This window comes from Aminobacter sp. AP02 (assembly GCF_003148805.1).
GTDB lineage: Bacteria > Pseudomonadota > Alphaproteobacteria > Rhizobiales > Rhizobiaceae > Aminobacter.
In genome coordinates this window covers 12453-38974 of record NZ_QGGX01000006.1, presented here as the reverse complement: position 1 = coordinate 38974, position 26522 = coordinate 12453, and the positions used below count along the sequence as shown (strand labels likewise).

General features: G+C 63.0%; 24 protein-coding genes and 1 riboswitch. Of the genes, 6 read left to right on the top strand and 18 right to left on the bottom strand.

Annotated elements, in window-relative coordinates; genetic code table 11:
* Nucleotides 1-249: 249 nt before the first annotated feature.
* Complete coding sequence (locus tag C8K44_RS09120) at nucleotides 250-783, top strand: EipA family protein (RefSeq protein WP_245417441.1); 534 nt, start codon at nucleotides 250-252, stop codon at nucleotides 781-783.
* 381 nt (nucleotides 784-1164) lie between these two features.
* Nucleotides 1165-2109 carry a hypothetical protein gene (locus C8K44_RS09115; RefSeq protein ID WP_348626324.1) on the top strand — a complete coding sequence of 315 codons (945 nt, stop codon included), beginning with the start codon at nucleotides 1165-1167 and terminating at the stop codon, nucleotides 2107-2109.
* A 6-nt stretch (nucleotides 2110-2115) separates the two neighbouring features.
* On the opposite strand, the gene C8K44_RS09110 is transcribed toward C8K44_RS09115, so the two are convergent.
* From C8K44_RS09110 to C8K44_RS09090, 5 genes are all read right to left on the bottom strand, one after another.
* The gene (locus tag C8K44_RS09110) at nucleotides 2116-2919 is read right to left on the bottom strand and encodes an RNA methyltransferase (RefSeq protein WP_109575470.1); all 804 of its coding nucleotides are present in this window, start codon (nucleotides 2917-2919) and stop codon (nucleotides 2116-2118) included.
* A gap of 58 nt (nucleotides 2920-2977) precedes the next feature.
* Nucleotides 2978-3274, bottom strand: coding sequence for a metalloregulator ArsR/SmtB family transcription factor (locus C8K44_RS09105; RefSeq protein ID WP_109575469.1), 297 nt, complete (start codon nucleotides 3272-3274; stop codon nucleotides 2978-2980).
* A 129-nt stretch (nucleotides 3275-3403) separates the two neighbouring features.
* Nucleotides 3404-4168: a HugZ family protein gene (locus tag C8K44_RS09100; RefSeq protein WP_109575468.1), complete on the bottom strand. Its 765-nt coding sequence runs from the start codon at nucleotides 4166-4168 to the stop codon at nucleotides 3404-3406.
* Nucleotides 4169-4315: 147 nt separating this feature from the next.
* A complete protein-coding gene (locus C8K44_RS09095; protein WP_109575467.1) occupies nucleotides 4316-5077 on the bottom strand; it encodes a 3-hydroxyacyl-CoA dehydrogenase in 762 nt (253 codons plus the stop codon).
* 93 nt (nucleotides 5078-5170) lie between these two features.
* Nucleotides 5171-5707, bottom strand: coding sequence for an N-acetyltransferase (locus C8K44_RS09090; protein ID WP_109575466.1), 537 nt, complete (start codon nucleotides 5705-5707; stop codon nucleotides 5171-5173).
* Between the two features lie 272 nt (nucleotides 5708-5979).
* On the opposite strand from C8K44_RS09090, the gene C8K44_RS09085 reads away from it, so the two are divergent.
* Nucleotides 5980-6969 carry a glutathione S-transferase family protein gene (locus C8K44_RS09085; protein WP_109575465.1) on the top strand — a complete coding sequence of 330 codons (990 nt, stop codon included), beginning with the start codon at nucleotides 5980-5982 and terminating at the stop codon, nucleotides 6967-6969.
* Nucleotides 6970-7094: 125 nt separating this feature from the next.
* On the opposite strand, the gene C8K44_RS09080 is transcribed toward C8K44_RS09085, so the two are convergent.
* On the bottom strand, nucleotides 7095-7610 hold the full coding sequence (locus C8K44_RS09080) for an NUDIX domain-containing protein (RefSeq protein WP_245417427.1): 516 nt from the start codon (nucleotides 7608-7610) through the stop codon (nucleotides 7095-7097).
* A 38-nt stretch (nucleotides 7611-7648) separates the two neighbouring features.
* Between C8K44_RS09080 and C8K44_RS09075 the strand changes: the two genes are divergently transcribed.
* A complete protein-coding gene (locus tag C8K44_RS09075) occupies nucleotides 7649-8584 on the top strand; it encodes a metallophosphoesterase (protein ID WP_109575464.1) in 936 nt (311 codons plus the stop codon).
* Here C8K44_RS09075 and C8K44_RS09070 read toward each other — a convergent pair.
* The 5 genes from C8K44_RS09070 to C8K44_RS09050 form a co-directional block, all read right to left on the bottom strand.
* Nucleotides 8574-9182 (bottom strand): hypothetical protein, encoded by a 609-nt coding sequence (locus C8K44_RS09070; RefSeq protein ID WP_109575463.1) that lies wholly within the window; start codon nucleotides 9180-9182, stop codon nucleotides 8574-8576. The genes C8K44_RS09075 and C8K44_RS09070 overlap by 11 nt on opposite strands.
* Nucleotides 9183-9341: 159 nt before the next feature.
* The gene (locus tag C8K44_RS09065) at nucleotides 9342-10133 is read right to left on the bottom strand and encodes an alpha/beta fold hydrolase (protein ID WP_109575462.1); all 792 of its coding nucleotides are present in this window, start codon (nucleotides 10131-10133) and stop codon (nucleotides 9342-9344) included.
* Nucleotides 10134-10283: 150 nt separating this feature from the next.
* The gene (locus C8K44_RS09060; protein ID WP_199227058.1) at nucleotides 10284-12038 is read right to left on the bottom strand and encodes a hypothetical protein; all 1755 of its coding nucleotides are present in this window, start codon (nucleotides 12036-12038) and stop codon (nucleotides 10284-10286) included.
* 136 nt (nucleotides 12039-12174) lie between these two features.
* Entirely contained in the window at nucleotides 12175-13914 is a 1740-nt protein-coding gene (gene leuA, locus C8K44_RS09055) for a 2-isopropylmalate synthase (RefSeq protein WP_199227057.1), read from the bottom strand.
* A 313-nt stretch (nucleotides 13915-14227) separates the two neighbouring features.
* Nucleotides 14228-15310, bottom strand: coding sequence for an AbrB family transcriptional regulator (locus C8K44_RS09050; RefSeq protein WP_109575460.1), 1083 nt, complete (start codon nucleotides 15308-15310; stop codon nucleotides 14228-14230).
* Nucleotides 15311-15548: 238 nt separating this feature from the next.
* On the opposite strand from C8K44_RS09050, the gene C8K44_RS09040 reads away from it, so the two are divergent.
* Nucleotides 15549-16538 (top strand): tripartite tricarboxylate transporter substrate binding protein, encoded by a 990-nt coding sequence (locus tag C8K44_RS09040; RefSeq protein ID WP_109575458.1) that lies wholly within the window; start codon nucleotides 15549-15551, stop codon nucleotides 16536-16538.
* A 158-nt stretch (nucleotides 16539-16696) separates the two neighbouring features.
* Here the strand turns inward: C8K44_RS09040 and C8K44_RS09035 are convergent, their stop codons facing one another.
* The 7 genes from C8K44_RS09035 to C8K44_RS09005 form a co-directional block, all read right to left on the bottom strand.
* Entirely contained in the window at nucleotides 16697-17650 is a 954-nt protein-coding gene (locus C8K44_RS09035; RefSeq protein ID WP_109575689.1) for a cation diffusion facilitator family transporter, read from the bottom strand.
* Nucleotides 17651-17696: 46 nt separating this feature from the next.
* On the bottom strand, nucleotides 17697-19886 hold the full coding sequence (locus C8K44_RS09030; protein WP_109575457.1) for an anthranilate synthase: 2190 nt from the start codon (nucleotides 19884-19886) through the stop codon (nucleotides 17697-17699).
* Between the two features lie 243 nt (nucleotides 19887-20129).
* Nucleotides 20130-21137, bottom strand: a complete 1008-nt coding sequence (locus tag C8K44_RS09025; protein WP_109575688.1) for an iron ABC transporter permease — start codon at nucleotides 21135-21137, stop codon at nucleotides 20130-20132.
* Between the two features lie 53 nt (nucleotides 21138-21190).
* The gene (locus C8K44_RS09020; RefSeq protein ID WP_109575456.1) at nucleotides 21191-22135 is read right to left on the bottom strand and encodes an ABC transporter substrate-binding protein; all 945 of its coding nucleotides are present in this window, start codon (nucleotides 22133-22135) and stop codon (nucleotides 21191-21193) included.
* 19 nt (nucleotides 22136-22154) lie between these two features.
* A complete protein-coding gene (locus C8K44_RS09015) occupies nucleotides 22155-22970 on the bottom strand; it encodes an ABC transporter ATP-binding protein (protein ID WP_109575455.1) in 816 nt (271 codons plus the stop codon).
* A gap of 108 nt (nucleotides 22971-23078) precedes the next feature.
* A riboswitch (cobalamin riboswitch) is annotated at nucleotides 23079-23288 on the bottom strand.
* 32 nt (nucleotides 23289-23320) lie between these two features.
* Nucleotides 23321-24487, bottom strand: coding sequence for an MFS transporter (locus C8K44_RS09010; RefSeq protein WP_109575454.1), 1167 nt, complete (start codon nucleotides 24485-24487; stop codon nucleotides 23321-23323).
* A gap of 132 nt (nucleotides 24488-24619) precedes the next feature.
* Nucleotides 24620-25477, bottom strand: a complete 858-nt coding sequence (locus tag C8K44_RS09005) for a LysR substrate-binding domain-containing protein (RefSeq protein WP_109575453.1) — start codon at nucleotides 25475-25477, stop codon at nucleotides 24620-24622.
* 97 nt (nucleotides 25478-25574) lie between these two features.
* On the opposite strand from C8K44_RS09005, the gene C8K44_RS09000 reads away from it, so the two are divergent.
* Complete coding sequence (locus C8K44_RS09000) at nucleotides 25575-26480, top strand: EamA family transporter (RefSeq protein ID WP_109575687.1); 906 nt, start codon at nucleotides 25575-25577, stop codon at nucleotides 26478-26480.
* Nucleotides 26481-26522: the final 42 nt, after the last annotated feature.

Sequence of the window (26522 nt, the reverse complement as noted above, 5' to 3'; positions counted from 1 at the left end):
GAAATGCTGGCTTTTCTGCGCAATTCCGGGCTTTTCCATGCGTATGCGCGCCTTCGATCCGCCATCTTCATGGGTCAATTTAATGGTTGAAAAAGGATTACGGCATAGTTTGCCGGAGTTGGACCAGCGAGCCGCCGATCAAGAGCAGCAGCGGGTCCGGGGCGTCGGAGAAAGTGTGCTCCCTGACGGAGATTTGGAAGCATGATTTCCCGATTCTATGGCCGGACGTTCGCCCGGCTTGTTGCCGCGATGTTCGTCCTTGTCGGCGTTCTGGCATTTTCGACATCTGCGTCTCGCGCGGAACAATATACCTCGCAGGAGATCCTTGATTCCGGCCATCGCTTCTTTGGTTCGACGTCGGGCGGTCTCGCCAGCGTCGTGGAGAAGGTCTTTTCGTCCTACGGCCTGCCGAATGGCTATGTCCTTGGCGAGGAGGGTTCGGGTGCCTTTGTCGGCGGCCTGACCTACGGCGAAGGTACACTCTACACCAAGAATGCCGGCGACCATAAAGTGTACTGGCAGGGCCCTTCGCTCGGCTGGGACTTCGGCGGGCAGGGCTCGCGGACCATGATCCTGGTCTACAATCTCGACGACGTGAACAATCTCTATGATCGTTATGGCGGCGTCGCTGGTTCGGCCTATGTTGTCGCCGGCGTCGGCTTCAACGTTCTCAAGCGTGGCAATATCCTGCTCGTGCCGGTGCGCACCGGGGTCGGTGCTCGGCTGGGTGTTAATCTGGGGTACCTCAAGCTGACCCAACAGCCGACCTGGAATCCGTTCTGATGGTAGCGGGTTGATTGGCGCTTGCAGCGCTTCGTGTCCGGCAGGGCGCGCATGGCGCTGCAACACTTTAATTCTGTGCATGACCCCATAGGAAAATCGATTCTGATTTTCAGGGTCATGTGCAGCATTTGCAGCGGTGCTGGATTCCTGCCATGGGAACATGGCAAACTCGCGCCTGACCGCAACGGGTAAAGTGCTTTGGTCCAGTCGATCCTGTTTTTCGTTCTTGGCTTCCTGACCGCCGGGTTTTTGGTGCTGCTGATCGCACCTGCGGTGTGGCGGCGCGCCGTCTCGGTTACCCGGCAGCGGGTCGAAGCAAAGCTTCCGATGACGTTGGAAGAAATCCGCGCCGACAAGGACAGCCTGCGCGCCGAGCACGCCATGGCGCTGCGCAAGGTCGAAGTCCAGCTCAAGGCCTCGCAGGAAAAGGTGCTGTCGCAGGCCGTTGAGCTCAGCCGCCTTCGCGAAGCGCAAAAGGTTGCGGCTGCAGATCACACCACCAAGCAAGGCGTGGTCAGCGAACTCGAAGCCAAACGTGGCAATCTGCGCGAGGAAATTGGCAAGCGCGATGCACATATCAAGGGGCTCGCCGCCCAACTCGCCGAGGCCCAGCGTCTGCTTGAGCAACGGGCCAGAGAAGCAGAGGAAATGGGACGGCTATATGAAGAGGCCACCCTTTCCTCCAGCAGTCGCCAGATTGAACTGGTGAGCCGTGAAAGCGAACTGGGCAAGCTTTCCGACGACATGTCGACGCTTCGCCATCAGCGCAGTGACTCCGACCGCCGCCTGAGCGAACTCGAAGCCGACAACAAGGCGGTTCGCGAGGCCTTGAAGGTGGAGACAAGACGCGCGGGCGAACTCGACAGGAAGCTGCAGGAGATGGCGGCGTCGCTGGGCGACCGCGACGAGAAGATCGAGCAGCGCGAGGGCGAATTGGCCCGTGCGCGCGAGCAACTGAACACGCCGCATGATGCGCCGGAGACGAACAGCATGACCAATGGAGCCGCGCAGGCGCTCGAGCGCGAACGTCTTGAAGGTCGACTGACTGTGTTGGCCCGCGAGAACAAGCGGCTGAAGGGTGAGCTTGCCAAGGCAGGGCGTAACGCTTCGACGCCGGGCCAGGATTCGCAATTGCGCGAACAGATGCACGAACTGGCGGCGGAGGTCGTAGCGCTGACGGCGCGGCTCGAAGGGCCGAATTCACCGATCTCCAGCCTGCTTGGGAATACCGCGGAATTCCGCGCCTCGGTGAACGGCGATCGGCCTGCCGTCATCAGCCTGGCAGACCGCGTCCGGGCGTTGCAGAAATCGCCGGCTGCCGAATAGGCTCCCTCAATTTGTGGCGTCGGTAAAATGATGCAGCGCGATCGCCGAGGCGGCCGCGACATTGAGGCTGTCGAAGCCTGGCGCCATTCTTATTCTTGCAGTGGTCAGCCGCTTCAGCAGCGGCTCCGGCAGGCCTTCCCCTTCGGTTCCGAGATAAAGCGCCAGCCGCTTGGGGCGTTCGACATCTCTGATGTCGGCCTTGCCGGCGGGCGATAGCGCCAGTTGCTCGAAACCGTGGCGAGACAGTGCGTCGGCGAGCGTGCTTGCCGTACCGCCAACCGTGAACGGCACCTTGAGGACCGCGCCAACCGAAACCCTGATTGCCTTGCGGTAGAGCGGATCGCAACAGGTCTCGTCGAGGAGTACCAGATCTGCGCCAAAGGCAGCCGCGTTGCGGAAGATCGAGCCGATATTGTCGTGATTGGAGATGCCGACCGGCACCGCCACGAGTGCCCGCTCGGGCAGGGCGTCGAGCATGTCGTCGATCGCAATCGTCTCGCCCTTGATGCCGATGGCAAGAATGCCGCGATGCATGTGGAAGCCAGCGATGGCATCCATCACCGCGGCCGAAACCACATATACGGGCAAGTCCTCGCGGGCGAGCGCCAGCGTGTCGGCCATGCCTGCCACGCGGTTTTCAAGAACCAGAACGGATTCCGCCTTGAAGCGGCCCGCACCAAACAGCACGTTGAGCACGACCTTGCCCTCGGCGATGAAGCGGCCTTCGCGGCCGACAAGATCACGCTCGCGTATGTCGAGATAGGGTGCGACGCTGGGGTCGGCAGGATCGTCGATGCGGATGATGTTCATGGCCGTTTCATAGCGGAGGGCAGGCCGCTATGGGAGCCTAGAAAAGGCTGGACGATGGTCAGGCGTCTTCGAAGATGCCTTCCAGCGTGCCGAGCAGCTTGCGCACGGCCTCGGACTTGCAGGTGTAGTAGATCATCTGCCGGTCGCGACGTGTTTCGACCAGTTCTTCGTTGCGCAGGCGCGCAAGATGCTGCGACAGGGCCGATTGGCTCAAGGAAACCTTTTCGGCGATCGCGCCCACCGACATCTCGGTGTCGAGCAGGTGGCTCATGATCATCAGCCGCTTTTCGTTGCCCATAAGCGTGAGCAAGGAGGCCGCGGCTTCCGCATTGGCCGTCAGTTTTTTCGGTTTCATGGGTACCCCGTGTATCCGCAATGCTTTCCGGCGTCATGGGGGCAACAACGCCGAATTACCAAACCAGATCGTTAGTGGAATCATTAGCCGATCTAGCTATTCCAGCACAATCAGCTTTCATTTAAAAAATCAAGACTTTGCTGCGCGACCTTCCTTCGCCATTTCGACAAGGCTTCGCCTGAGATCTGCCGCTTCTGCAAGCATTTCAGGGAAAAGAACCCGCCCGGTCTCGTCGCCCGACGCCAGATCCATCCCTTCCGGATCAAAGCCGCTGAGCACCCAGGCCTTGTCTGCGAGCTTGCCGAAATGGCTGGCGTAGATGGCTATCGCCTCGCGGTGATCGGCGTTCATGTGATCGAGTGCCGACTGTTCGGCATTCGCAATGGCCTCCACCGCCGGGCTGGGCAGGAGCAGGTCATCGCGGCTCAGCAGGTAGGCCTTGCCAAAGCCGCCATTGAGGTTGGCGCGCTCCAGTTCGAGCCGGAAAATCGCGAAATCGCCAAGCCCGACATAGAGCTTGGCCTTGGGATTGCGGTTGAGGTAGCGGCGCTCGGCCCGCGCCTGCTCTGGCGTGCCGCGTTCGAGGCGAACAGCCCGGCAAAACAGCGTGATGCGTGGATAGGCCAGCGGATCGCCCTTGCCGATCTCGCCGACCAGGAGCGAGCAGACGGGATTGGCGACGATGCCCTTGGTGTGGGCTGACAGGCCGGAGATCAGGATCAGCGGCGTGCCGTCGACGTCGGTGGCTGTGCCGACGCGGCTTGCAAGCGGAGACCCGGTTTCCGGCTCGATGACGGCAAGCGCGCCGTGACGGGCCGTGCGCAGCAGCGAACGCGCGAGCGCGATCGCCTCGGCGTCGGTCTCCCGGATGACATCCTTCTTGCGCTCTTCCACTGCTGCACCATCAAATATGACAATTCTTATCTACTTATCGTTGGCCCTGGGGGGTTGGCAAGAGTGTCCTGTAGCCAAAGACAACAAAGCCCCGGAAGCTTACGCTACCGGGGCCGGAGCATAGTCTATCCCAGGGCTTTTCGGCGCTTATTTAGGCGCCATGCGGATCGCGCCGTCGAGGCGGATGGTCTCGCCGTTGAGCATCTGGTTCTCGACGATGTGCAGGGCCAGCGCGGCATATTCGGACGGCTCGCCGAGGCGCGGCGGGAAGGGGACGGCGGCGCCGAGCGAATCCTGCACTTCCTGCGGCATCGCCGCCATCATCGGCGTCTTGAAGATGCCAGGCGCGATGGTTGCGACGCGGATGCCCGAGAGAGCGAGGTCGCGCGCGATCGGCAGCGTCATGCCGACGACGCCGCCCTTGGAGGCGGAGTAGGCGGCCTGGCCGATCTGGCCGTCATAGGCGGCGACTGATGCTGTGCTGACGATGACGCCGCGCTCGCCGCCCTGCAGTGGCTCGAGCTTCGATGCACCATCGGCAAACAGCCGGATCATGTTGAAAGAGCCGATCAGGTTGACCTCGACAACCTGGCGGAAGACGCTGAGCGGATGCGGGCCGTCCTTGCCCACCGTCTTCACGCCCACGGCGATGCCGGCGCAGTTGACGAGGATGCGCGGGGTGCCAAGTTTCTCATTCACTTCGGCAAAGGCCGCGACAGCGCTTTCCTCGTTGCTGACGTCGCAGCGCACGGCGATGCCGCCAATGTCTGCGGCAACCTTTTCAGCACGTTCGAGGCTGAGATCAAGGATTGCGACCTTGGCACCCTTGGCTGAGAGTGCGCGTGCGGTGGCTTCGCCAAGGCCGGAGCCGGCGCCGGTGACCACTGCGATCTGCCCATTTGGATTCATGTCAGCCTAGTCCTCTGTTGCTGTGAACGAATGCTCTACCGCATCGGCCCGAAAACCGGAATCGGTTTCGGCAGTCGAAGGCTCGCGCTTGGCTCAGGCAGGCTCGGGCATGCGCTGCGGTGTCTTGGCCAGATGTGCGTGGCAGACTTCACCGGAAAGCAGGGCCACCGCACCCGGCACGATCTCATGCGCGAGCAGACGGTTGAGATCGACTGGGCGCGGCATTTCAATCTGGCCGCGCGGGATGCGAGTGAAGCCAAGCGGTCCGTAATAGGGTTCGTCGCCAACCAGGATCACAGCTGGCTCATTTGCCTTCTCGGCAGCAGCGAGCGCCATGGCGACGAGCTTGCGGCCGATGCCCATGTTTTTGAAATCAGGACGGACGGCAAGCGGGCCGAGCATCTGCGCGCGCCCTTCGCCGGCGGCAATCGGTGTCATCCTGACCGAGGCGATCACCTGTCCACCATGCGTGGCGACAAAGGACAGCGACCGGTCATGCGGGCCGCCTTCGCGGATCTTGTAGGCTGCGCGGGTGAAGCGCCCCGGGCCGAAGGCCTCGGCGTTGATGTCATCGATTTCGAGGTCGTGCGCGGGGGTTTCCGGCAGATAAGTCACGTCGGCAAGGGTCATGTTTTTGCAGTCCGGTGTCCTGGGATGAGATGCCGCGGGCCAAGCCGCAGCGGTCGCAAGTCAGCGCTTCAAGCGCATGCGCTCATTCGTCGTCGGTCGATCCGGATATGTGCAAGACAATGTGACATCGAAATGCCCGCTAGCATCATTTGCGACGTCCGTCCATCGTGCATTTGATCGATGTGCGCCTGTTGTTGACGATCCGTTCAGACTGTGACCCTTCGGATTAAGCCCGTCGTGCCCTACATGGAGGCAAACGAAAGGACTTAACCATGGGATTGCTGGTTGAAGGCAAATGGCAGGACCGCTGGTACGACACCAAGTCGACAGGGGGCAAATTCGTACGCTCGCATTCGCAGTGGCGCGACTGGATCACTGTCGACGGCAAACCGGCGGAAGGCCGCACGCGCGGCTTCAAGGCTGAGCCGGGTCGCTATCACCTCTATGTTTCGCTCGCCTGTCCGTGGGCGCACCGGACGCTGATCTTCCGCGCGCTGAAAAAGCTTGAAGAAGTCATCTCGGTCTCGGTGGTGCATCACTACATGGGAGAGAACGGCTGGACCTTCCGAACCGACGACGGCGCCACCGGAGATACGCTCTACGGGCTCGACTTCCTGCACCAGATCTACACCAAGGCCGATCCGACCTATTCGGGCCGTGTCACCGTGCCGGTGCTTTGGGACAAGAAGGAAAAGACGATCGTTTCCAACGAGTCATCCGAGATCATTCGCATGCTGAACTCGGCCTTCGACGAATGGGGCGACGCCTCGCTGGATTTCTATCCCCAGGCGCTGCGCGGCGAGATCGATGCGGTCAATGAACTGGTTTACCCCTCGATCAACAATGGCGTCTACCGCGCCGGCTTCGCCACCACGCAGGCCGCCTACGAGGAAGCCTTCAACGAGTTGTTCGCAGCGCTCGATACGTTGGAAGAGCGGCTGTCGCACCAGCGCTATCTGGTCGGCAACCGACTGACCGAGGCCGACTGGCGGCTGTTCACCACTTTGGTGCGCTTCGACCCGGTTTATGTCGGACACTTCAAGACCAACCTGCGCCGGATTGCCGACTACCCGAGCCTGTCGAACTATCTGCGCGAACTCTATCAGGTGCCCGGCGTTGCCGAGACGGTGAACCTGCTTCACATCAAGGCGCACTACTACGGCAGCCACACCGGCATCAATCCGACCGGCATCGTGCCGGTTGGGCCGGAGGTCGATCTTACGGCGCCGCACAACCGGGGAAAGTTGCTGAAGGCGGCGTGAGCCGCACTCGGTAGCCGCTCAGTAGCCCTCATGGTGATCCTGTCGAACCACGAGGGCGCTCGGCTCCAGTCTGATTGCCTCAAAACCGGGTTCGACGGGCTGCCATGAAGGTTGTGGCGGGCCTGTCACCAATAGGGCGATGCTGCCACACCCTCAAAAACTTCTGATATCCGCCGCCGGGTTGCCGGCGTCGTGTTTTCCGGCAGCGCGTCGAGCGGGAAGAAGCCTGCTTCGGCGATTTCATAGTCCGGCGCCTTGGGCTGATCCTGCCTGAAGGTTTCGATCAGATAGAAACCGACATGGTCGCGCCGCGTCGCCTGCTTGTTGAGGTGGATCGACCTCAGCACCGGCGGGGCCACAATCGTGATGTTGCCTTCTTCCTCCAGTTCGCGTGTCAGCGATTCGACGAAGGTCTCGCCAACCTCGACGCCGCCGCCCGGCAATTGCCAGCCCGGCACGTAGGTGTGGCGGATCAGGAAGACGGAATTGGTCTCGGCGTCATGGACCAGGCCGCGCACGCCGAGCGTCATTGGCCTCCGCAGCAGGAAATAGAAATGGAACAGGTGCCCGCGCAGGCGCGACCACGGGCTCAGGTGAAGCGGATCGGAATTGACAACATTGACCATCACGCGTGTCGCCATGGCTGGAAAGCCGCCATCGCGTGACCTAAAAGAGTGTGATGTTCAGGCTTGCCCATATTTCCGATGTCCATCTTGGTCCGCTTCCGGATGTAACCTATCGCGACCTCGCCTCCAAGCGTGTGGTCGGCTACGTCAACTGGCAGCGAAACCGCCGCCGCCACCATCATGACGGCATCGTCGATGCGATCGTCGCCGACCTCAAGGCACAAGTGCCCGACCACCTTGCGGTGACCGGCGACCTCGTCAATCTGGCGCTCGACGGCGAGATCGAGCTGGCAAGGCTATGGCTCCAAACGCTCGGCGCGCCGACCGATGTCTCGGTCGTGCCGGGCAATCACGACGCCTATGTGCCCGGAGCCTTCGACAAGGCCTGCCACGCCTGGGCGCCGTGGATGAGTGGCGACGGCTCGCACGGTCCGGTTCGACGTACGAGCTTTCCCTATCTGCGCATCCGCCCGAACGTGGCGCTGATCGGGGTGTCGACGGCGCGTGCGACTGCCCCCTTCATGGCCAGCGGCTTTTTCCGCGAAGGCCAGGCCGAACGATTGGCTGGGATTCTTGAAGAAACGGGCAAGCGCGATCTTTTCAGGGTGGTGATGATCCATCATCCGCCGGTGCGCGGTGCTGTGGGCCAGCACAAGCGCTTGTTGGGCATCGGCAAGTTCCAGAAGGTGATACGGCAAAGCGGCGCCGAGCTCGTGCTCCACGGCCATTCGCATCTGCCAACGCTTCATTGGATCGAAGGGCACACCGGGATGGTTCCGGTGGTCGGTGTCGCCGCTGCCGGCCAGGCGGCAGGTGGCCTCAGGCCCGCCGCACAGTTCAACTTGCTCGACATCTCGGGCGAGCGCGGGAACTGGAACGTGCAGTTGACCCGGCGTGGGCTTTCGGTGCCGGCGGCGCCGCCGTCGGAGGTTTCAACGATAGACCTTACCGCTATAGCGCCACACAGGGCCTTGCTGGTCAGAAGCTGACGCCGGTGGCGGCGAGGCGCAGCCAGTAGAGTGCCGCCATTACCGCGATGCCGGCGACTGCACCGGCAACGAGCAAGCCGAAGCCGGACAGGACGTTCGACCAGACGGGTTGGCCCAAACGCCGCATTGGTGGCTCGGCTTCGGCAACCGTCTCCCTGGCAAACCCCGGCAGCGCCGGATCGGCTCCGCCATCCATCATCTGCTGGCGCTCGACGATGCGTTCGGCGATGTAGCGCGTCACCTGGTCGGCTACGCGCTTTGGGTCGGTGGATTCTGCCAGCACGACGCGGCCGATACGGGTGTCACGGACAAAGCGGAATGTACGTCGGTCGCGGCCAAGGGCGACGTGGCTCACCGCGTCTATCCAAAGTCGCGGCTGGAGGCCGGAGGAGATGGTGAAATCGAAATTGTCGATGTCTTTCGGCACGTCGGCGAAGACCGGTTCGAGTTCCGCGGCCAGCAGTTCGAGCCTCATACGGTGGGCATCGCGCAGGTCGACCACCACATCGGTGCGGTCGGCCGTGGCATTCTTGACGTCGCGAACTGCGTCCGACAGCACGCGCGCCGGTCTCATCGCGCTCACCTTGTCGTCGCTCATGGCCTCTTGCCTCGGATCTCGGTTAAGCAAGAGTTAACATAGTCACGATCGCGGCGGAACTGTATCCCCGACGCACATGCATGAATGTGCTGCAGTCCGAAAGATATTTTTGCACAAGCAGTTAGCGGGCGTCGTGCACGATTTGATTCATCTGGTGTCTCAGGCAGCCAGGGTCGGCTGGGGCCGCTGGCGCCTGCGGCTCATGCGGCGCACGATGTCGGCAACAAGGGCGGGCATTTCCTCCGGCAGCATATGGCCAATCTCCAGCACATGGTGGATTAGGAAACCCGCGGGCAAGTCGTCGGCGTGGCTGTAGGGCAAGACCGCATCGTCAGTGCCCCACACCACCATCACCGGCATCGTCAGGGTCGCGAGGTCGTCGCGCGAGATGACGCCTTGCTTGTCATTGGCGGTCATGGCTTCGGCAAAGGCGATCAGCTTCTCGCTCTGGCCAGTTCGGCTGCGCATCTCGGCGAGTTCGCGGACAGCTGTTTCCGGCACGGCGCTGTCTGGGCTCGACATCTCGGCGAGGCAGATACGGATCTCGTCGGCGCAGGTCGCTGCCGCATACCGTCGGAGCAGGGGGCCATTGATTTCCGGACCGTAGCCGCCCGGCGCGAGCAGCGTCAAGGAAGCCACGCGTTCGGGTTCAAGGAGCGCCGCAAGTGTTGCCACGGCACCGCCCATGGAGTGGCCGACGAAATGGGCGCGGTCGATGCCGCGAGCAGCCAGATCGGCCAACACAGCCTTCGCCGCTACCTTGGCTGGTCCTGCCTTGGGATAGTCAAGCGACTGGCCGTGCCCCGGCAGATCGTAGGCTATTGTAGTGAATGCCCCGTCCAGGCGATCGACGACATCGCCCCAGACGCCGCTGCAACCCCCGAAACCATGTAGCAACACCACCACATTCTTGCCGCTTCCCCGAACGGCCGCATGGATGGAAGAATTCATCGTGGCTCAAATGACCTGAAAACAAATCCGTAGAGAGTTCTAATTACAAGGTAACAAAATGTAAAACATTGTATGAGCGCCAATGGCATAAATTTAGTTATGCGTAAAGCGGCCAGTTACGCGTAAAACGCGCCGGAAACGCCCCGGCGCTCAGATCTGGCTGCCCAATCCTGCAGCGCGCAGCGCCTTGGTCAGCGACCTCGTCAGTTCGGCCGGGTACTTGCCCTTGGTGAAGGTGGCGGCCGGATCGCTGGCAAAAGCCGGGTAGTTCGCGGAAAGCTCCTTGGACAACTCCAAAGCCAAGTTGGAATCGCCGATGAAGTTCGCAGCGATCAGGCGCGCAGCCACGTAGTGCGGTTTCTTTTTCGCTGTGAGTGCAGTTGCGGCACGGGCTGCTGCGTAGCGATTGCCCAGCATGAACTCGCCAAGGAACAAGCCATAGTCCCACCAGCCGGGGTGAGCGCTGGTACTCTCGACGGCGCGTTTCATGATCGGCACGCCATCGCTGTAGGCGCCCGACAGCACAAGAGCGTAGCCGTAGGAAGCGGCCATGGTCAGGTCGTAGGTGTTGAGTTCGTAGGCCTTGCGTGTCCAGCGCATGGAATCGGTGCCGTCGCCGACACGCGACTGCAGATAGCCGAATGCGCGATGCGCGTAAGGGCTTGTGGAGCCCATCTGCACCGCGCTGTGGGCGAGGGCATACGCACCTTCTGTCGAGGCGTTGGGTGGGTAGGAATAGTTGTCGGTCACTGCTTCCAGCTGCAGCGAGGCGAGTTCTGCGTAGACGATAGGCGATTTCGCGCCGCGCTTGGAGAGTTGCTCCATGCACTGGTAGGCGGTGCGATGCTTGGCGGCGTTCTGATCCATGTAGTAGTCACCGCTCAGCAACAGGCAGGTGGTCAGCCCCCGCTGAAGTCCATTCTGCTCGATATAGCCATAAATTTTCCCTGATGCCGGGATCGCCGAAGAGACTATTTCGGCAATTTGGTCGTCGATGGCGTCGGGGCTGACCTCTTCCGGCGACAAGACGCGCGACAGCAGGATCCTGCCGCTGGCCATGTGTTGAAGCTCGACAAGCACCGACCCGCTGCTGGGGCCGGCATTGACGGTGAAATCGAAGTCAGTGGCATCAGCGCGCCTGGTGGTTTCGGACTTGTCACGGGCTATCAGGTCGATCGTGTCAAAGCCCGACAGTGCCGTCCGCAACACGGTTGCCACGCGCGCCGTCTGCCCGTCCTCCGAGACGGAGTGGATATGTACGGCCGGCAGTTCATCCACGGCCTGGCCGATGCTTGAAGTGGCCCCGCGGAAATCTGCCAGGCCGGCGAAGTCAGCTCCGATTGGGCCGCCGAAGTTGCGGAAAACCAGTATGCCGAGCATGACGATGACCAACGCCATCGCTGCCCAGAAAAAGCGCAGCTGCCGCTTGACGCTCGTGCCGGAGTAAGCGGGATCGGCCTGGGGTTCCTCGCCTTGCTGCGGGAGGTTCTCACCGTGGGCGGTATCGGATGCCCCGATGGCGGGTTCGCCTGGCACTCCACCGGAGAGGCGCGCTTCGGGCAAGGCGGCTGCCTCATATGTCGGGACGTAACTGCCGCGCGGAATGACGATGCGGATAGGGTCAGTGCTGCCTTCGGCGGCATAGTATTGCGCCAGCAGTTCCCTCAGGCGCCCGGCCTGGACGCGGACCACTGCGTCGGTGGCTGAATCGAATTCGGCATCCTTGCCGAAGACATCCACTGCGATCGCAAAACCCTTCAGCCGCTCGGCTTCGCCGGCGAGCTCGCGCTCCACAAGATATCGCAGTAACTTTCGTGCCCGGTCGGAACGGCCGAAGGTCTCGCTGGCAACTAGCCGCTCAAGCGCTTCGCGCACTGCGGGGGCAGCAGGCGTGGAGGCAACCAAGTATCGACCCTTTTCGAACCGGTACGAATGGCCCGATCATAGACAGCTGGCGTCGGCGCACAAGCGCGCTGAACAATGATGGGCAAACGCCTCGCCCGTTATCCACGGACGAGGCGTGTTGGAAGTCGAGTTAACCTTAACGCGACAGGATGCGGTTGGCCGCCGAAACCACCGCTTCAAGCGAAGCAGCAACGATATTGGTGTTGATGCCGGCGCCAAACAGGCGACCTGCCGGGTGTTCGACTTCCATGTAGCAGATCGCCGAGGCGTTCGAGCCGCGCTGGATCGAATGCTCGGAATAGTCGAGCACCGACAGGTCGATGCCGATGTGGCGCGAAAGCGCATCGACAAAACCGTCGATCGGGCCGTTGCCGGTTCCGGAGATCATCACTTCCTTGCCATTGTCGACAATGGTTGCTTCGACGACGCGACGTCCCTTCATCACCGGATCCGGGAAGGTCTGGTGGTCGACGAACTTCAGCCGCGCGCGTGGCTGGTCGACATAAACCTCGAGAAAACGCTCGTGGATGCGCTTCGGTGAGACTTCCTTGCCTTCGGCGTCGGTGATCTGCTGGATGTCCTGGCTGAACTCGACCTGCAGCGACCGCGGCAGGTTGAGGCCATAGTCGGCCTGCAGCACATAGGCGATGCCGCCCTTGCCCGATTGCGAATTGATGCGGATGATCGCCTCATAGCTGCGGCCGACGTCCTGTGGATCGATCGGCAGGTAGGGCACTTCCCACAATGGCTTGTTGGCGACCTTGATCGCCTTCATTCCCTTGTTGATGGCATCCTGGTGCGAGCCCGAGAAGGCGGTGTAGACCAGCTCGCCGACGTAAGGATGGCGCTCCGGAATGACCATCTGGTTCGAATATTCGTAGACTTCCTTGATGCGCTCGATGTCCGAGCAGTCGAGTTCTGGATCGACCCCTTGCGTGAACATGTTAAGCGCCAGCGTGACGACATCGACATTGCCGGTGCGCTCGCCATTGCCGAACAGCGTGCCTTCGACACGGTCGGCACCCGCCATCAGGCCGAGCTCGGTGGCGGCGATGCCGGTGCCGCGGTCGTTATGCGGGTGCAGCGAGATGATCAGGTTCTCGCGATTGTCGAGGTTGCGGCACATCCACTCGATCTGGTCGGCATAGATGTTGGGCGTCGCCATCTCGACCGTCGAGGGCAGGTTGATGATCAGCTTGTTGTCGGGCGTAGGTTTGACGATCTCGGTCACCGCATTGCAGATTTCGAGCGCGACCTCGAGTTCGGTGCCGGTGAAGCTTTCGGGTGAATACTCGAAGCGATAGCCGCCGCCAGCCTTGGCCGCCATGTCGGTGATCATCTTGGCCGCGTCGGTGGCGATCTGCTTGATGCCCGCGACGTCCTTTGCGAACACCACGCGACGCTGCAATTCGCTGGTCGAATTGTAGAAATGCACGATCGGCTTATGCGCGCCCTTCAGGGCCTCGAAGGTGCGGGTGATCAATTCGGGGCGGCACTGGACGAGAACCTGCAGCGACACGTCGTCGGCGACATTGCCCTCTTCGATACACCAGCGGGCGAAATCGAAGTCGGTCTGCGAGGCCGAGGGAAAGCCGATCTCGATTTCCTTGAAGCCCATGTCGAGCAGCAGCTGGAACATGCGCGCCTTGCGATCGTGGCCCATCGGATCGACGAGCGACTGGTTGCCGTCGCGCAGGTCGACCGAGCACCAGATTGGCGCTTTGTCGATAACCTTGGACGGCCACGTGCGGTCGGGCAGGTCGATCTTGTGGTAGGCTTGGTACTTGACTGCGGCGATCGGCATGCCGGCGCTCCGGCCGGCATCGGCTGCGGGGGTGGTCTTGCTCATTGTCGGTCTCGTTCTCTTGGCCGCCATGCACGGCATAGCGCGCATGCTTCAGCGGTCTTAAATCAGAAATTCGGTTCTGTTGTGAAGAGCAAAGGAGCTAATGCCTCGGCGGCAATTCGACCGCCGGACGCTCCCTTAACGAGCCCGGCGATCGCCGATAAGGCCGAGAAGAAGAAGAGCCGAAGAAAGCGCGCGCAGCGTCTCGCCCGCAAAAGCGGCCGGACGGGAGATTTCGTTGGTCTTGCGCGAAGTCATGGCCGTTCTCTTACAGGAGCCGTCTTGGGCGCGCAAGGGTGGCAGCGGTCTCAACCGCAAGGAGAGAGAGCGTAGTCCGGGAGTCTCAATCCTTGATCGCCTTGGCCACCAGCTTGGCCAGGGCAGGACCGAACATCAGCACGATCAAAAAGCGCAGCATCTGCAAGGTCAGCACAAAGGAGAGGTCGACGTCCTTTGAGGCTGCGGCGATGATCGCGATGGAATCCATGCCGCCGGGGCTTGTCGCGAGATAGGCGGTCAACGGATCGACGCCAAGGATGGTGTGCAGCCCGAAAGCCAGCGCGCCGCAAAAGGCCATCAGCGCGGCGATCGAGCCGATCACTTGCGGCAAAGCGCGTGCGGCATGGCGCAGGATCGGCCGGGTGAAATTGAGCCCGATCGACCAGCCGATCAGCGTGTAGCCGAGCGCTAGGAGCCATTCCGGCAGCTGTAGCTCAACGCCGAAACCAAGGTGCACGACCGCGCCGAGGATCATCGCACCGACAAAATAGGGTGAGGGGATGCGCAGGAGATAGCCAAGCGTTCCACCGACCACCGCGACGCCGATCATGGCACCAAAGGCTGGCCAAACGATAGCCGGAAACCATTCGAGCGCGGGCGCTTCGACACCTGATGTGTCGACCCAAAGCCTGGCGATGACCGCTGCGGCGACCGAAACCATGATGACGCGCAGATATTGCATGAAGGCGACAAGCCGCGCGTCGGCACCGAAAGCGTCGGCCATCAGCACCATGGCGGTGGCCGCGCCCGGTGCCGAGCCCCACACGGCGGTCGTGCCCGGCAGCACTTTCAGCCGCGAGATGAACCAGCCAAGAAAGCTGCTGGCGGCGACAGTGGCGATGGCCGCGCCCAAGAACAGCGGCCATTCGGCGGCGAACGTGGTGAAGATGCCGGTCGAGATCGAACTGGCGACGAGGCAGCCGATGAACGCCTGTGCCGAAACGAACATCGGCCTGGGAACGCGCACGGTCGCACCGTTGCTGCCGAGCAGAATGGCGACCAGCATCGGCCCGACCAACAGCGCGGCGGGCAAGTGCGCCGTCTCGAGCACGCCGGCCAGCACTACCGAGCACACCAGCAGCAGCAACCACTGTAGCCAGGGTTTGGTGTTGGTGAGCGGGGCAGCGGGCTGCGGGTTTGGCTTCATGGCGCCGTCTTAGACACTTTTGGTCGCTGATGTCAGTATCGCTGGACGCAAAATACAAGGCCAAGGCCGGCTGGATGCCATGGCCCTGGCGTACCGAACGAAAACTGCCGCGCGGGCATTCGTTTGCGACTTCCGTCTACCCCCAACGTCGCATTGACAGCGTATGCAAAGTTCATACGCTTGCCGTTTCACGCGGCTGGCTTCGAGGTGCCGCCGCCAAGATGGGAGGTGCGCACTGATGATTTCCAAGTTCACGCGACGTATGACGCTGGCCCTAGGGCTTTCCGCCGTTTCCTTGCTGGCGCTTGCGCCGCAGGGATCTGCACAGCAGTTCCCGGACCGGACAGTGACGCTGGTGGTGCCGTTTGCCGCGGGCGGTTCGACCGACGTTGTCGCCCGCATCATTGCGCAGAAGATGTCGGACGATCTCGGCCAGCAGGTGGTCGTCGAGAATGTCGCCGGTGCCGGCGGCAACATCGGCGCCGACCGCGTCGCCCGTGCCGAGCCCGACGGCTACACCATTTTGATGGGCACGGTTGCCACGCATGCGCTCAACCCGCTGATCCTCAAGACCAAGCCCTATGATCCGGAAAAGGATTTCACCCCGGTTTCGTTGCTGGTCGTCGTTCCCAACGTGCTCGTCGTCAATCCGCAGCTGCCGGTCAACAACGTGCAGGAGCTTGTCGCCCTGCTGAAGGCCGAACCCGACAAATATGCCTATGCCTCGTCGGGCAACGGCACGCCGCTGCATCTCTCCGGCGAGCTGTTCAAGGCGATGGCCGGCGTCAATATCCAGCACATTCCCTATAAGGGGGCAGGCCCGGCGCTGAACGACGTGGTGGGTAACCAGGTGCCGATCATGTTCGACAATTTGCCGTCGTCTTCCTCACACATCAAAGGCGGCACGTTGCGGGCACTTGGCGTGACGACCGCCGAGCGTGCGCCATCCTTCCCCGATGTGCCGACGATCGCGGAGGCAGGCGTTCCGGGCTACGAAACCTACACCTGGAATGCGCTGTTTGCGCCCGCCGGCACGCCCAAGGAGGCTGTCGACCGGCTGAACGCGTCGGCCAACAAGGCAATGACCGACCCTGCTGTCATCGAAAAGATGAACGGCTTCAGCGCCAGGATCGTTGGTTCCACGCCCGAGGAACTCGGCGCCCACGTCAAGGCCGAACTCGCCAAATGGGCCCCGGTGGTCAAGGACGCGAACATCCAGATCGACTGACCTGCCCTTGGGCGGCGGCTTGCGCATGCTAGGCGCCGCCCATGAACGAGAGCATATTAGCACGGCGGATCAGAAGTTTGCGCGCCTTTGGTGTCAATCCGATTCAACTGGCAAGGCGCAAGGCAGCAGCCGGGCACCATGGCGCGTGGACGACCAGTTCAAGCGAAGGGCACCGCGACCGTGCCCTTGGGCAGCTTGGCCTCGTCATCAGGTTCGACATGGATGATGACGCGAACCGAAGGGATCTCTTCCCTCAGCGCGTCTTCGATGCGGTCGCAGATGACGTGGCTTTCACCCACGCTCATGTCGGCGTCGACTACCAGGTGAAACTCGATGAAGGTGGCGCGCCCGGCGATGCGGGTCTTGAGGTCGTGCACCTCGATCGCGCCCTTGGAATTTGCCGAGATGATGTCGCGGATGCGCATGTGCTCGTCGAGTTCGACCGCGCGGTCCATCAGCCCGTCCATCGACGAGCTGATGACGTGCCAGCCCTGCCACAGGATGTTGAGGGCAACGATCACCGCCAGCACGGGGTCGAGGATCGTCCAGCCGGTGACGAGCGCGCCGACAAGGCCGATCAGCACGCCGGCGGACGTCACCACGTCGGTCATGATGTGATGGCCGTCGGCGACCATGGCCGGTGAGCGTTCGGAGCGGCCGACGCGGATCAGCATGCCGGCCCAGAACGCGTTGATAACCGCGGCAAAGCCGTTGATCCCGAGGCCGAGCCAGGGCTCGTCGGCATTCATGGGGACGCCCCAGCTGCGCCAGACCTCGAACAGGATCAAAAGCGCGGCAACGATGATCAGCACGCCTTCGAGCACCGCCGAAAAATACTCGGCCTTGTGGTGTCCATGCTGGTGATCGAGGTCGGCCGGCTTGTGGCTGATCTTGATAGCCCAGAAGGCGGCCATAGCGGCCACCACGTTGACGATCGACTCCAGCGCGTCCGAATAAAGCGCGACCGAGCCGGTCAGCCACCAGGCGACGAACTTCAACGCCATCACCGCCGAGCCGACGATGATCGACCAAAATGCGATCTTGGCAACGCGCCGCTTGGCCGAGGACGGCTGGCTGCGCGCGGCTGAGCCCTGCGTTTGGGTCTGTGTCATCATCTTCTGTTTAGGCTCCTGTCGGCTTGGACGCTGAAAGCGGCCGCTAGGCCGCCTTGTCCTTGGCCTTACGCGGCATGTGGGCGACCACGTTTTCGATCATGCGCATGCCGGCGTCGTGGCCGAGCGTCATGATCGATTCGGGGTGGAACTGCACCGCCGCGATCGGTTCTTTCTTGTGTTCAAGCGCCATGATCACACCGTCCTCGGTTTCGGCGGTTACGACGAAGTCGGAAGGCAGGCGCACCGGGTCGGCGAAGATCGAGTGATAGCGGCCAACGGTCACTTCCTTGGGCAGGCCGGAAAAGATGATGCCGGGCTTGGAGATGCGGATTCGCGAGGGTTTTCCGTGCATCGGCACCGCAAGCTGCCTGAGTTCGCCGCCATAGGCTTCGGCCAGCGCCTGCAGGCCCAGGCACACGCCGAAGATCGGCAGGTCACGCGCCCGCGCTTTCTTGATCGTTGCCGCGGTGTCGAAATCCTTCGGCGTACCGGGGCCGGGCGACAAGACGACGAGGTCGGGCTTGACCCGGTCGAAGATCTCTTCGGGCACTGGCGAGCGCACTGTCGAGACATCGGCGCCGGTCTGCCGGAAGTAGTTGGCCAGCGTATGGACAAACGAGTCCTCGTGGTCGACGAGCAGGATCTTCACCCCTTCGCCGACACGGGCGGTGGCGCGTTCGGTGCCGGGGGCATTGCCGGTCTTGGCGTCGCGGATGGCGGAAAGCATGGCTGAGGCCTTCAGTTCGGTTTCGGCTTCTTCTTCCTCGGGGACGGAATCGTAGAGCAGGGTGGCGCCAGCGCGTACCTCGCCGATGCCGTCCTGGATGCGGATGGTGCGCAGCGTCATGCCGGTGTTGAGGTCACCGTTGAAATGCACCATGCCGATCGCCCCGCCATACCAGGCGCGCGGGCTCTTTTCGTTCTGCTCGATGAAACGCATGGCCCACAATTTGGGCGCGCCGGTGACGGTCACCGCCCAGGCGTGGCTGAGGAACGCGTCGAAGGCGTCCATGCCTTCGCGCAGGCGGCCCTCGATGTGATCGACGGTATGGATGAGGCGCGAATACACCTCGATCTGGCGGCGGCCGATGACACGCACCGAGCCGGGTTCGCAGACGCGGGATTTGTCGTTGCGGTCGACGTCCGAGCACATGGTCAGCTCCGACTCGTCCTTCTTCGAATTGAGCAGCTTCAGGATCTGCTCGCTGTCGGAGATGGCGTCGTCGCCGCGCTTGATGGTGCCCGAGATCGGGCAGGTCTCGACGCGGCGGCCATTGACCCGCACGAACATTTCGGGCGAGGCCCCGATCAGGTACTCGCCTTCGCCGAGATTGATGAAGAACGAATAAGGCGAGGGGTTGATCGCCTTCAGCCGGCGCGAAATCTCCGAAGGTGCCGTCTCGCAGCGCTCGTAGAACATCTGGCCGGGAACGACCTCGAACAGGTCGCCGCGCTTGAAGCTGTCCATCGCCCGGCGCACCAGCTGGGCGTATTCGCCCGGCTCGTGGTCGGCGCGCGGGGGAATGCGGTCGGAAGGCTCGAACGGCTCGACGACGCTGTCGCGCGCAATGCCCTCGGTCGAAAAGCCCTCGCCGGAGTAGTCGTAGCGGTCATGCCAGGCCTTGGCCGAATAGTGGTCGACGACGAGAATCTCGTCGGGCAAAAACAGCACCAGGTCGCGCTGGCTGTCCTTGCGCACCAGCGTGTGCTCGACCGGATCGAACTGGAAGGCAAGGTCGTAGCCGAAAGCACCGTAGAGGCCGAGATTGCTGTCCTCGTCCGACTTGAACAGGGCAGTGATGGCGCGCAGGACGGTGAACACCGAAGGCACGCGCGAGCGCTCCTCCTCGGTGAATACACGGCCGGGCGTAGCCACTTCGAGCGCGATCAGGCGCTTTGTCGTCTCGGTGATCGTCAGCTCGACGAGCGGCACCAGCACGGCGCGGATCACCGGCAACATCACCTCGCCGCGGGCATTCAGCGCTTCGATCTTCATCGAGCGTCCGCGTGCCGAGATCACCACCGGCGGGTCGATGATGGCGGTGTCCCAGCGGGTATAGCGGCCGGGATATTCGTAATTTGAGGAAAACACTGCGCCGCGGCGGCTGTTGAGCCCGTCTAGATAGGTCTCGATCGCCCCGGCATAGGCGGTTTCGTGGCGCTGCCGGGTGATCGACACCCCGCCTGACGTCACGTAGCGCTCGGCGCCGTTTTCAAGCAATTCCAACGTCATTCCCGTCTCCATCTCTTGCAGTGGGAGCGTCCGGAGCCTGGTTCGAAAAAAGCAAATGGCCGCCCGGAAATCCCGTTGCGGCCATCACAATCTACACGCGCACGCGCTTCAAGAGGCCGCTGTCAGCTGGCCCGCCACCAATTGTTCTGGAGCGAAGTCGTGTTCATGGCCGAATGCATAGCGGCGAATTCGGGACCACGCAACCGGATTTGCGTCGTCTTGCATTGCATTACCAACTGACCCTCAATTTGTCGTGCGGCGGCGCATCAGCACCACGAAAGCCACCCCGCCGATCAGCCCGGTGACGATGCCGAGCGGCATGTCCTGTGGTGGCACAACCGTGCGGGCGGCCATGTCGGCGGCGATCAGGAAGATAGCCCCTACCAGCGCTGACAGAGGCAGAACTCGGCGATAATCGCCTCCGACGAAGAAACGCACGATGTGCGGGATCATCAGGCCGACAAAGGCGATGACGCCGGAATAGGCAACCGCGCAGCCGGTCAGCAGCGCGCAGACGACGAACACCTTGAGCCGGAAGGCGCGTGCCGGGATGCCAAGCGCGGTGGCGCTCTCGTCGCCCAGCGTCATGGCGTTGAGGTTGCGGGTCTGCATCATCAGCCAGGTTGCACCAAGCACAAGCGCCATGAGCGGGTAGGGCAGTTGGCTCCACTGCGCCAGGCCCAGCCCGCCGAGCATCCAGAAGATCGCGACATGCGCCGCCTTGGGATCGCCGATGAAGATCAGAAGATTGGCGGCTGCCGAGATGATGAAACTGACGGCGACGCCGGCCAGGATCAGCTGCCCGGCCGACTGGACCCGTGCCAGATTGGCGATGGCGAGCACGAGTGCGGTTGCCGCCAGCGCGCCGGCGAAGGCAAAGACCGGCACGGTGACGGTCCCGAGCACCATGCCGGCATGGATCAGCGCCATGATCGCGCCGAAGGCGGCACCGGAGGAAATGCCGAGCAGGTGGGGATCGGCGAGGGGATTGCGCGTCACCGACTGCAATGCCGCCCCCACCAGCGCCAGCGAGGCGCCGACGACGGCGCCGAGGATGACACGTGGCGCGCGCACGTCCCAGACGATGTTTTCGCGGCCGCTCGACCACGCCACCTCGACGCTTCCGGGCATCAGCTTGTTGGCGATGACGCCCCACACGGTCTCGAGCGGGATCGCCACCGGCCCGACGCCGACGGCAATCACCATGGCGATGACGAGCACGATGGCCAACCCCGGTATCAGGGCCGGCATGGCGTGAATCAGGGCGTGGCGTGGCCCTGCGACGAGGTGGCGGTGCGACACTTTCAGTCGGCCCGCATTGCGGCGGCGAGGCGCTTGATGGCCGCGATGTTGCGCGGTCCCGGCGTCGCCTCATTGTATTCGAGCACGAAGAAGCCGTTGTTCTTGACCGCGTCGATGTCCTTGAAGGCGGGGTTGGTGCGCATGAACTCGATCTTCTGCTCGGCGGTCACCTCGCCGTAGTTGACGATCACCACCATGTCGGGGTTGCGCTCGATGACAGGCTCCCAGCCGATCTCGACCCAGCTCGACTCGACGTCGTCGACGATGTTCTTGCCGCCGGCGGCCTCGATGATGGCGGTCGGCATGGCGTAGCGGCCCGCCGTGAACGGCTTCTGCTCGCCGGAATCGTAGAGGAACACGCTGACTGGCTTGTCGAGCCTGGGCAGCTTGGCCTGGAAGTCGGCAAGCTCCTTCTCGTAGCCGGCAACAAGCGTCTCCGCCTTCTCGCGCACGCCAAAAATGGCGCCGAGATTGAGCAGGTCGGCATACATGTCCTGAAGCGACGACTTGTCCTTCTTCATGATGTGGATGCAGCTTTCGGTCAGCTCGTAGACCGCGATGTTGAAGGGGGCGAGCGTGTCGGGCGTCACGTCGCCGCCAACCTTCATGCCGTAGTTCCAGCCGGCGAAGAACAGGTCGGTGTCGACGCCGAGAAGCACTTCCTTGGTCACGTATTTCGGCGCGAGTTCGGGCAGTTCGCCGACGCCCTTGCGCAGGTTCTCGTCCAGCGTCTTCCAGCCGGAGATGCCGGAGTAGCCGACCATGCGGTCGGCCAGCCCGAGCACCAGCATCATCTCGGTCAGGTTGACGTCATGGGAGACGGCACGCTTTGGCGCGGCTTCGAAGGTCACGTCGCGGTTGCAGCTCTTGACGGTGACGGGGAAGCCGCTGGCCGCTGCTGAGGCGCAGGTGGCAAGCAGGGCGGCGGCAATGATGGGCAGGCGCATGATGGCTCCTTGTTTCTGGTCAGCGTTCGAGGTGGAAGGAAAAGCGCGGGCGGCCGGTGACCGGATGGTCGTCGAGGGTGGCGCCGACGGAAAAGCTCTGGCGGATACGCTCAGGCGTCAGGATGTCCGACGGCGCACCCCAGGCGACCGCGCGGCCTCCATCCATCACCAGCACCCGGTCTGCGTGAGCCGAGGCGAGCGCCAGGTCGTGCAGCGAGACGATGACGGTGCAGCCGAGATTGCCGAGCAGCTCCAGCACCTCGAGCTGGTGGCGGATGTCGAGATGGTTGGTCGGCTCGTCGAGGATCAGAAGGTCCGGCCGCTGCGCCAGCGCGCGCGCAATCATTACCCGCTGTTTCTCCCCGCCCGACAGCGAGCCGAAGTCGCGTGCTGCAAATGACGTCAGGCCGAGCAGGGCAAGGGCTGCCTCGACGTGATCGTAGTCGTCGTCGCTGGTGCCGAAGCTGGTGACGTGCGGCGTCAAACCCAGCTCGACGATCTCGGCGACGGTCAGCCCGAAGTCGGAGGCGCCTTCCTGCAGAACGGTTGCGATGCGGCGGGCGCAGTCGCGCGGCTTCATCGACCAGATGTCGGTGCCGTCGAGGCGAACGGTGCCAGCCGTCGGCTTGTGATAGCGGTAGAGGCAGCGCAGCAGGCTCGACTTGCCGGCGCCGTTGGGGCCGACGATGGCGAGCAGTTCGCCCGGGGTGACCGACAGTGTCACCGGCTTGAGGATTGGCGTGGAGACACGAGGCCCCCAGCTGACGCCATCGAGTTCCAGAAGTGCCGGGGTCGCGCCTACGAGGCGGCTAGCGGCTTGGACGCGATCGAGCATGCCCTGTCTCCGCGATCAGGCGGAGCAGGCGAAGCGATCCGGGGAGCGCGCCGGCACGAAAATAGGGCAGTCGCAACCATCATCATCTCCGCGGCACACCCCGGCCGGTTGAGTTAATCGGATGATGGCAGGTCTCCTGGCTTGCGGGTGATCGCGCCTCGGAGCCTTCCCGGCCCGTTGGCCAGTGGCATGTTTCCGACTTGCTATCCGCTCACAGTTGCGGGGGCAGCCACGGTTTCGCGTCCAAGACGTCTCACCGTGTTCCCATTTAACCCGCTGCCCGAACCGGCAACGGGAACCATCACTGCAGTGGCTACAACAGCGACGGCCTGCTGACAATCGCTAAAGCGTCATGCCGCCTGCTGAATTGCGTCACGGCGGTCGAGCGCGAAGGAAAAGAGCGCCACGGCGAAGGCAATCAGCGCGATGGTGGCGCCAACCAGAGGCAGATTGGCATAGCTCACGCCCCAGGAAATCGCAGCACCGCCAATCCAGGCGCCGGCGGCATTTCCGGCATTGAAGGCGCCCTGGTTGAGCGTCGCGGCCAGATTGGGCGCGTCGGATGCGGTCTCGACGACGCGCATCTGCATCGGTGGCACGATGACGAAGGTGATGACGCCCCACATGAAGACAAGCAATATCGCCAGCGGCGCGCTCGTATTCCATGCGGCGAAGGCGACATGGATCGCTGCCATGACGATCAATGCGCCCAGAGCTGTCGGCATCAGCTTCCAGTCGGCCAGCTTTCCGCCGATGATGTTGCCGATGGTCATGCCGCCGCCGAAGAGGAGCAGCACCCAGGTCACCGCATGCACCGACATGCCGGTCACGTCGGTCAGGATCGGCTTGATATAGGTGAAGACGGCAAACAGGCTGCCCGAGGCGAGTGCCGAGATGATCATGGCGAGCCACACTTGCGGCTTGCCCAGAACCTTGACCTCGCCGGCGACGCCGCCCTTGCCGGGAGGGGCAACGCCCGCCGGCACCAGGAAGGCAATCGCTGCGACCGAGATCAGGCCGATGACGACGACGGCGTAGAAGGTCATGCGCCAGCCGAAGGCTTCGCCGAGCGCGGTGCCGCCTGGCACGCCGAGTATGTTGGCGAGCGTCAGGCCGGCGAACATCAGGGCGATGGCGCTGGCGCGCTGGTTCATGGGTACAAGGCTTGCCGCCACCACCGAGCCGATGCCGAAGAAAGCGCCGTGGCCGAAGGCGGTGATGACGCGGGCGGCCATCAGCGTCCAGTAGGTCGGCGCGATGGCGCAGAGCAGGTTGCCGAGCACGAACAACATGGCAAGGCCGATCAGCACCGGTTTGCGCGGCAGTCTCGCCGTGCCTATGGCGATGATCGGGGCGCCGATGACGACGCCGAGCGCGTAGCCTGTAACAAGCAGTCCCGCCGCCGGTATCGACACGCCGAGGTCGGCCGCGACCTCAGGCAACAGCCCCATGATCACGAATTCGGTGGTGCCGATGCAAAAGGATGCAACGGCCAGAGCGAAGATCGGCAAGGGCATGGCGGACTCTGGGAGAGCTGAAACGATTTAGATCTACATTTTCGCTAATATGCCCTTTGCGCAAGCGATGCTGCTGCATTGCAGCAATGCGCTGAATGCATGGCAGGCATACGAAGGACCAGACTGCGGCGGTCAGGATTGCTGCGCCAGGTCGCGGCGGAGGAAGTCGTAGAGCCGTTCGACCGCGGAATTGCCTGCCTGCGGGTTGCGCAGGATGCCGATTTCCATGTCGGGCAAAGGCGGCAGGCCTTCGGCCTCACCTATGACCCGCAGGCTCGGCGGCACGCTGCGCTGGGCGAGGCCGGCAACCGCCAGTCCCGCTTGTACGACGGCGATCAGCCCGAGCAGGCTGGCGCTGGAATAGGTGCTGCGGAACGACCGGTCGGCGGCACCCAGCACCTTCAGAACGCTCTTGCGCGCCACGCAGCCCGGTTCGAACAGGGCGACAGGCAGGGGATCGATCTCCCAGGCGACATGGTTGGGCGAGGCGACCCAGACGAGCCGCTCGCGCTGCAGCACCTCGATCGCCTGTTCCGGTCCGCGCGTGATGATTGCGAGGTCGAGCCGGCCCTCGGCGAAGGTCTTCACCAGCGAGGTCGATTGCTCGCAGATCAGCTCCACAGTCACCAGCGGATGGGCGGCGGCAAAGCGCGACAGCACAGACGGCAAGAGGAACGCCGCATAATCGTCGGGCACGCCCAGCCGCACGCTGCCGGCTTCCTCCGGCCGGGTGACGCTCGCCCACGCCTCGTCGGACAGTTTCAGCAGCCGGCGGGCATAGACCAAAAGCTCGTCGCCGATGGCGTTGGGTGTGACAAGGCGGGGACCACGGACCAGCAACTGCTTGCCAGTGGTCTGTTCCAGCCGCTGCATCTGCATGCTGATCGCCGATTGGCTGCGGCCGACCCGTGACGCGGCATGAGAGAAGCTGCCGCTGTCGGCAACGGCGACGAAGGTCCTGAGCAGGTCGAGGTCGAGCGGCATGGCCATGGCGATATCAACAATTCGAATAGGGTTCGCCAAATCTATTCGTTTGAATGAAGTCGTCAATGCTGGCTTGCTTGGCAATCGCCATCGGAACACCAGCATGACCAGCACCTCCCGCTTTCCCGCCCTCAATCTCGCTGTCGCCATGGCGATTGCCGGCACCGTCGGCGCCTTCGTTACCGAGGCCGGGCTCGATCCGGTCACCACGGTGTTCTGGCGCTGCCTGTTCGGCGCGTTGTTCCTCGGCGCCTGGTGCCTGCTGCGCGGCTACCTGCCAGATCGGTCGCTGTCGTGGGGGCGTCTCGCCCGCGCGGCCCTGTGCGGCGTCTGCATGGTATTCAGCTGGACGGCGTTCTTCGCCGGCTTCGCCAAGACCTCGATCGCGGTGATGACCATCGTCTATCACATCCAGCCGTTCTTCGTGGTGCTGATCGGGGTGCTGTTCCTCAAGGAGCGCATCACCGCCGACCAGGTCGCCTGGATGGTAGCTGCTTTCTTCGGCGTCGTGCTGGCGAGTGGCCTCGTCGTTTCCGACAATCCTGTCACAGCCACCTGGATGGCCGGCATCGCCATGGCGCTGGGCGGGGCATTCCTTTACGCGGTGGTGACGATCCTTGCCAAGGGTTTGGGCGAACAGCGCCCGGAAATTACGGTACTGTGCCAGACGGTCGTCGGCGTTGTCATGCTCGCGCCCTTCGCCAACATTTCCGGTGATGTTCCGCTGGCGTCATGGGGTTGGCTGGTCGGCATCGGCGTGCTCCACACCGGCATCGCCTATGTGATGATGTTCTCCGCCTATCCCAGGCTGACGACGCCGGTCATCGGCGTGCTCACCTTCATCTATCCCGTTGTCGCCATCATCATCGACTGGGCGATCTACGACCATCCGATCGGAATCGCGCAATGCGTGGGCATGGCGCTGATCGCGGTCGCGACGCTGGGCGTCAGGCTAGGCTGGCGCCTGCCAATCCGCCGAGGTTCCGCGGCCTTCGCAGGCCAGAAATGAAAAGGGGCGCACGAAGCGCCCCTTCGGATGTCGATACCCTGG

Excerpts from the sequence above, each read along its gene's own strand:
- C8K44_RS09050 (WP_109575460.1), bottom strand. The coding sequence starts at position 15,310 with ATGAAGCCAAACCCGCAGCCCGCTGCCCCGCTCACCAACACCAAACCC.
- C8K44_RS09075 (WP_109575464.1), top strand. The coding sequence starts at position 7,649 with ATGTTCAGGCTTGCCCATATTTCCGATGTCCATCTTGGTCCGCTTCCG.
- leuA (WP_199227057.1), bottom strand. The coding sequence starts at position 13,914 with ATGGCGGCCAAGAGAACGAGACCGACAATGAGCAAGACCACCCCCGCA.
- C8K44_RS09020 (WP_109575456.1), bottom strand. The coding sequence starts at position 22,135 with ATGCGCCTGCCCATCATTGCCGCCGCCCTGCTTGCCACCTGCGCCTCA.
- C8K44_RS09000 (WP_109575687.1), top strand. The coding sequence starts at position 25,575 with ATGACCAGCACCTCCCGCTTTCCCGCCCTCAATCTCGCTGTCGCCATG.
- C8K44_RS09005 (WP_109575453.1), bottom strand. The coding sequence starts at position 25,477 with ATGGCCATGCCGCTCGACCTCGACCTGCTCAGGACCTTCGTCGCCGTT.
- C8K44_RS09015 (WP_109575455.1), bottom strand. The coding sequence starts at position 22,970 with ATGCTCGATCGCGTCCAAGCCGCTAGCCGCCTCGTAGGCGCGACCCCG.
- C8K44_RS09025 (WP_109575688.1), bottom strand. The coding sequence starts at position 21,137 with ATGCCGGCCCTGATACCGGGGTTGGCCATCGTGCTCGTCATCGCCATG.
- C8K44_RS09105 (WP_109575469.1), bottom strand. The coding sequence starts at position 3,274 with ATGAAACCGAAAAAACTGACGGCCAATGCGGAAGCCGCGGCCTCCTTG.
- C8K44_RS09010 (WP_109575454.1), bottom strand. The coding sequence starts at position 24,487 with ATGCCCTTGCCGATCTTCGCTCTGGCCGTTGCATCCTTTTGCATCGGC.
- C8K44_RS09070 (WP_109575463.1), bottom strand. The coding sequence starts at position 9,182 with ATGAGCGACGACAAGGTGAGCGCGATGAGACCGGCGCGCGTGCTGTCG.
- C8K44_RS09040 (WP_109575458.1), top strand. The coding sequence starts at position 15,549 with ATGATTTCCAAGTTCACGCGACGTATGACGCTGGCCCTAGGGCTTTCC.
- C8K44_RS09110 (WP_109575470.1), bottom strand. The coding sequence starts at position 2,919 with ATGAACATCATCCGCATCGACGATCCTGCCGACCCCAGCGTCGCACCC.
- C8K44_RS09085 (WP_109575465.1), top strand. The coding sequence starts at position 5,980 with ATGGGATTGCTGGTTGAAGGCAAATGGCAGGACCGCTGGTACGACACC.
- C8K44_RS09120 (WP_245417441.1), top strand. The coding sequence starts at position 250 with ATGTTCGTCCTTGTCGGCGTTCTGGCATTTTCGACATCTGCGTCTCGC.
- C8K44_RS09030 (WP_109575457.1), bottom strand. The coding sequence starts at position 19,886 with ATGACGTTGGAATTGCTTGAAAACGGCGCCGAGCGCTACGTGACGTCA.
- C8K44_RS09090 (WP_109575466.1), bottom strand. The coding sequence starts at position 5,707 with ATGACCCTTGCCGACGTGACTTATCTGCCGGAAACCCCCGCGCACGAC.
- C8K44_RS09065 (WP_109575462.1), bottom strand. The coding sequence starts at position 10,133 with ATGAATTCTTCCATCCATGCGGCCGTTCGGGGAAGCGGCAAGAATGTG.
- C8K44_RS09115 (WP_348626324.1), top strand. The coding sequence starts at position 1,165 with ATGGCGCTGCGCAAGGTCGAAGTCCAGCTCAAGGCCTCGCAGGAAAAG.
- C8K44_RS09095 (WP_109575467.1), bottom strand. The coding sequence starts at position 5,077 with ATGAATCCAAATGGGCAGATCGCAGTGGTCACCGGCGCCGGCTCCGGC.
- C8K44_RS09035 (WP_109575689.1), bottom strand. The coding sequence starts at position 17,650 with ATGACACAGACCCAAACGCAGGGCTCAGCCGCGCGCAGCCAGCCGTCC.
- C8K44_RS09080 (WP_245417427.1), bottom strand. The coding sequence starts at position 7,610 with ATGGCGACACGCGTGATGGTCAATGTTGTCAATTCCGATCCGCTTCAC.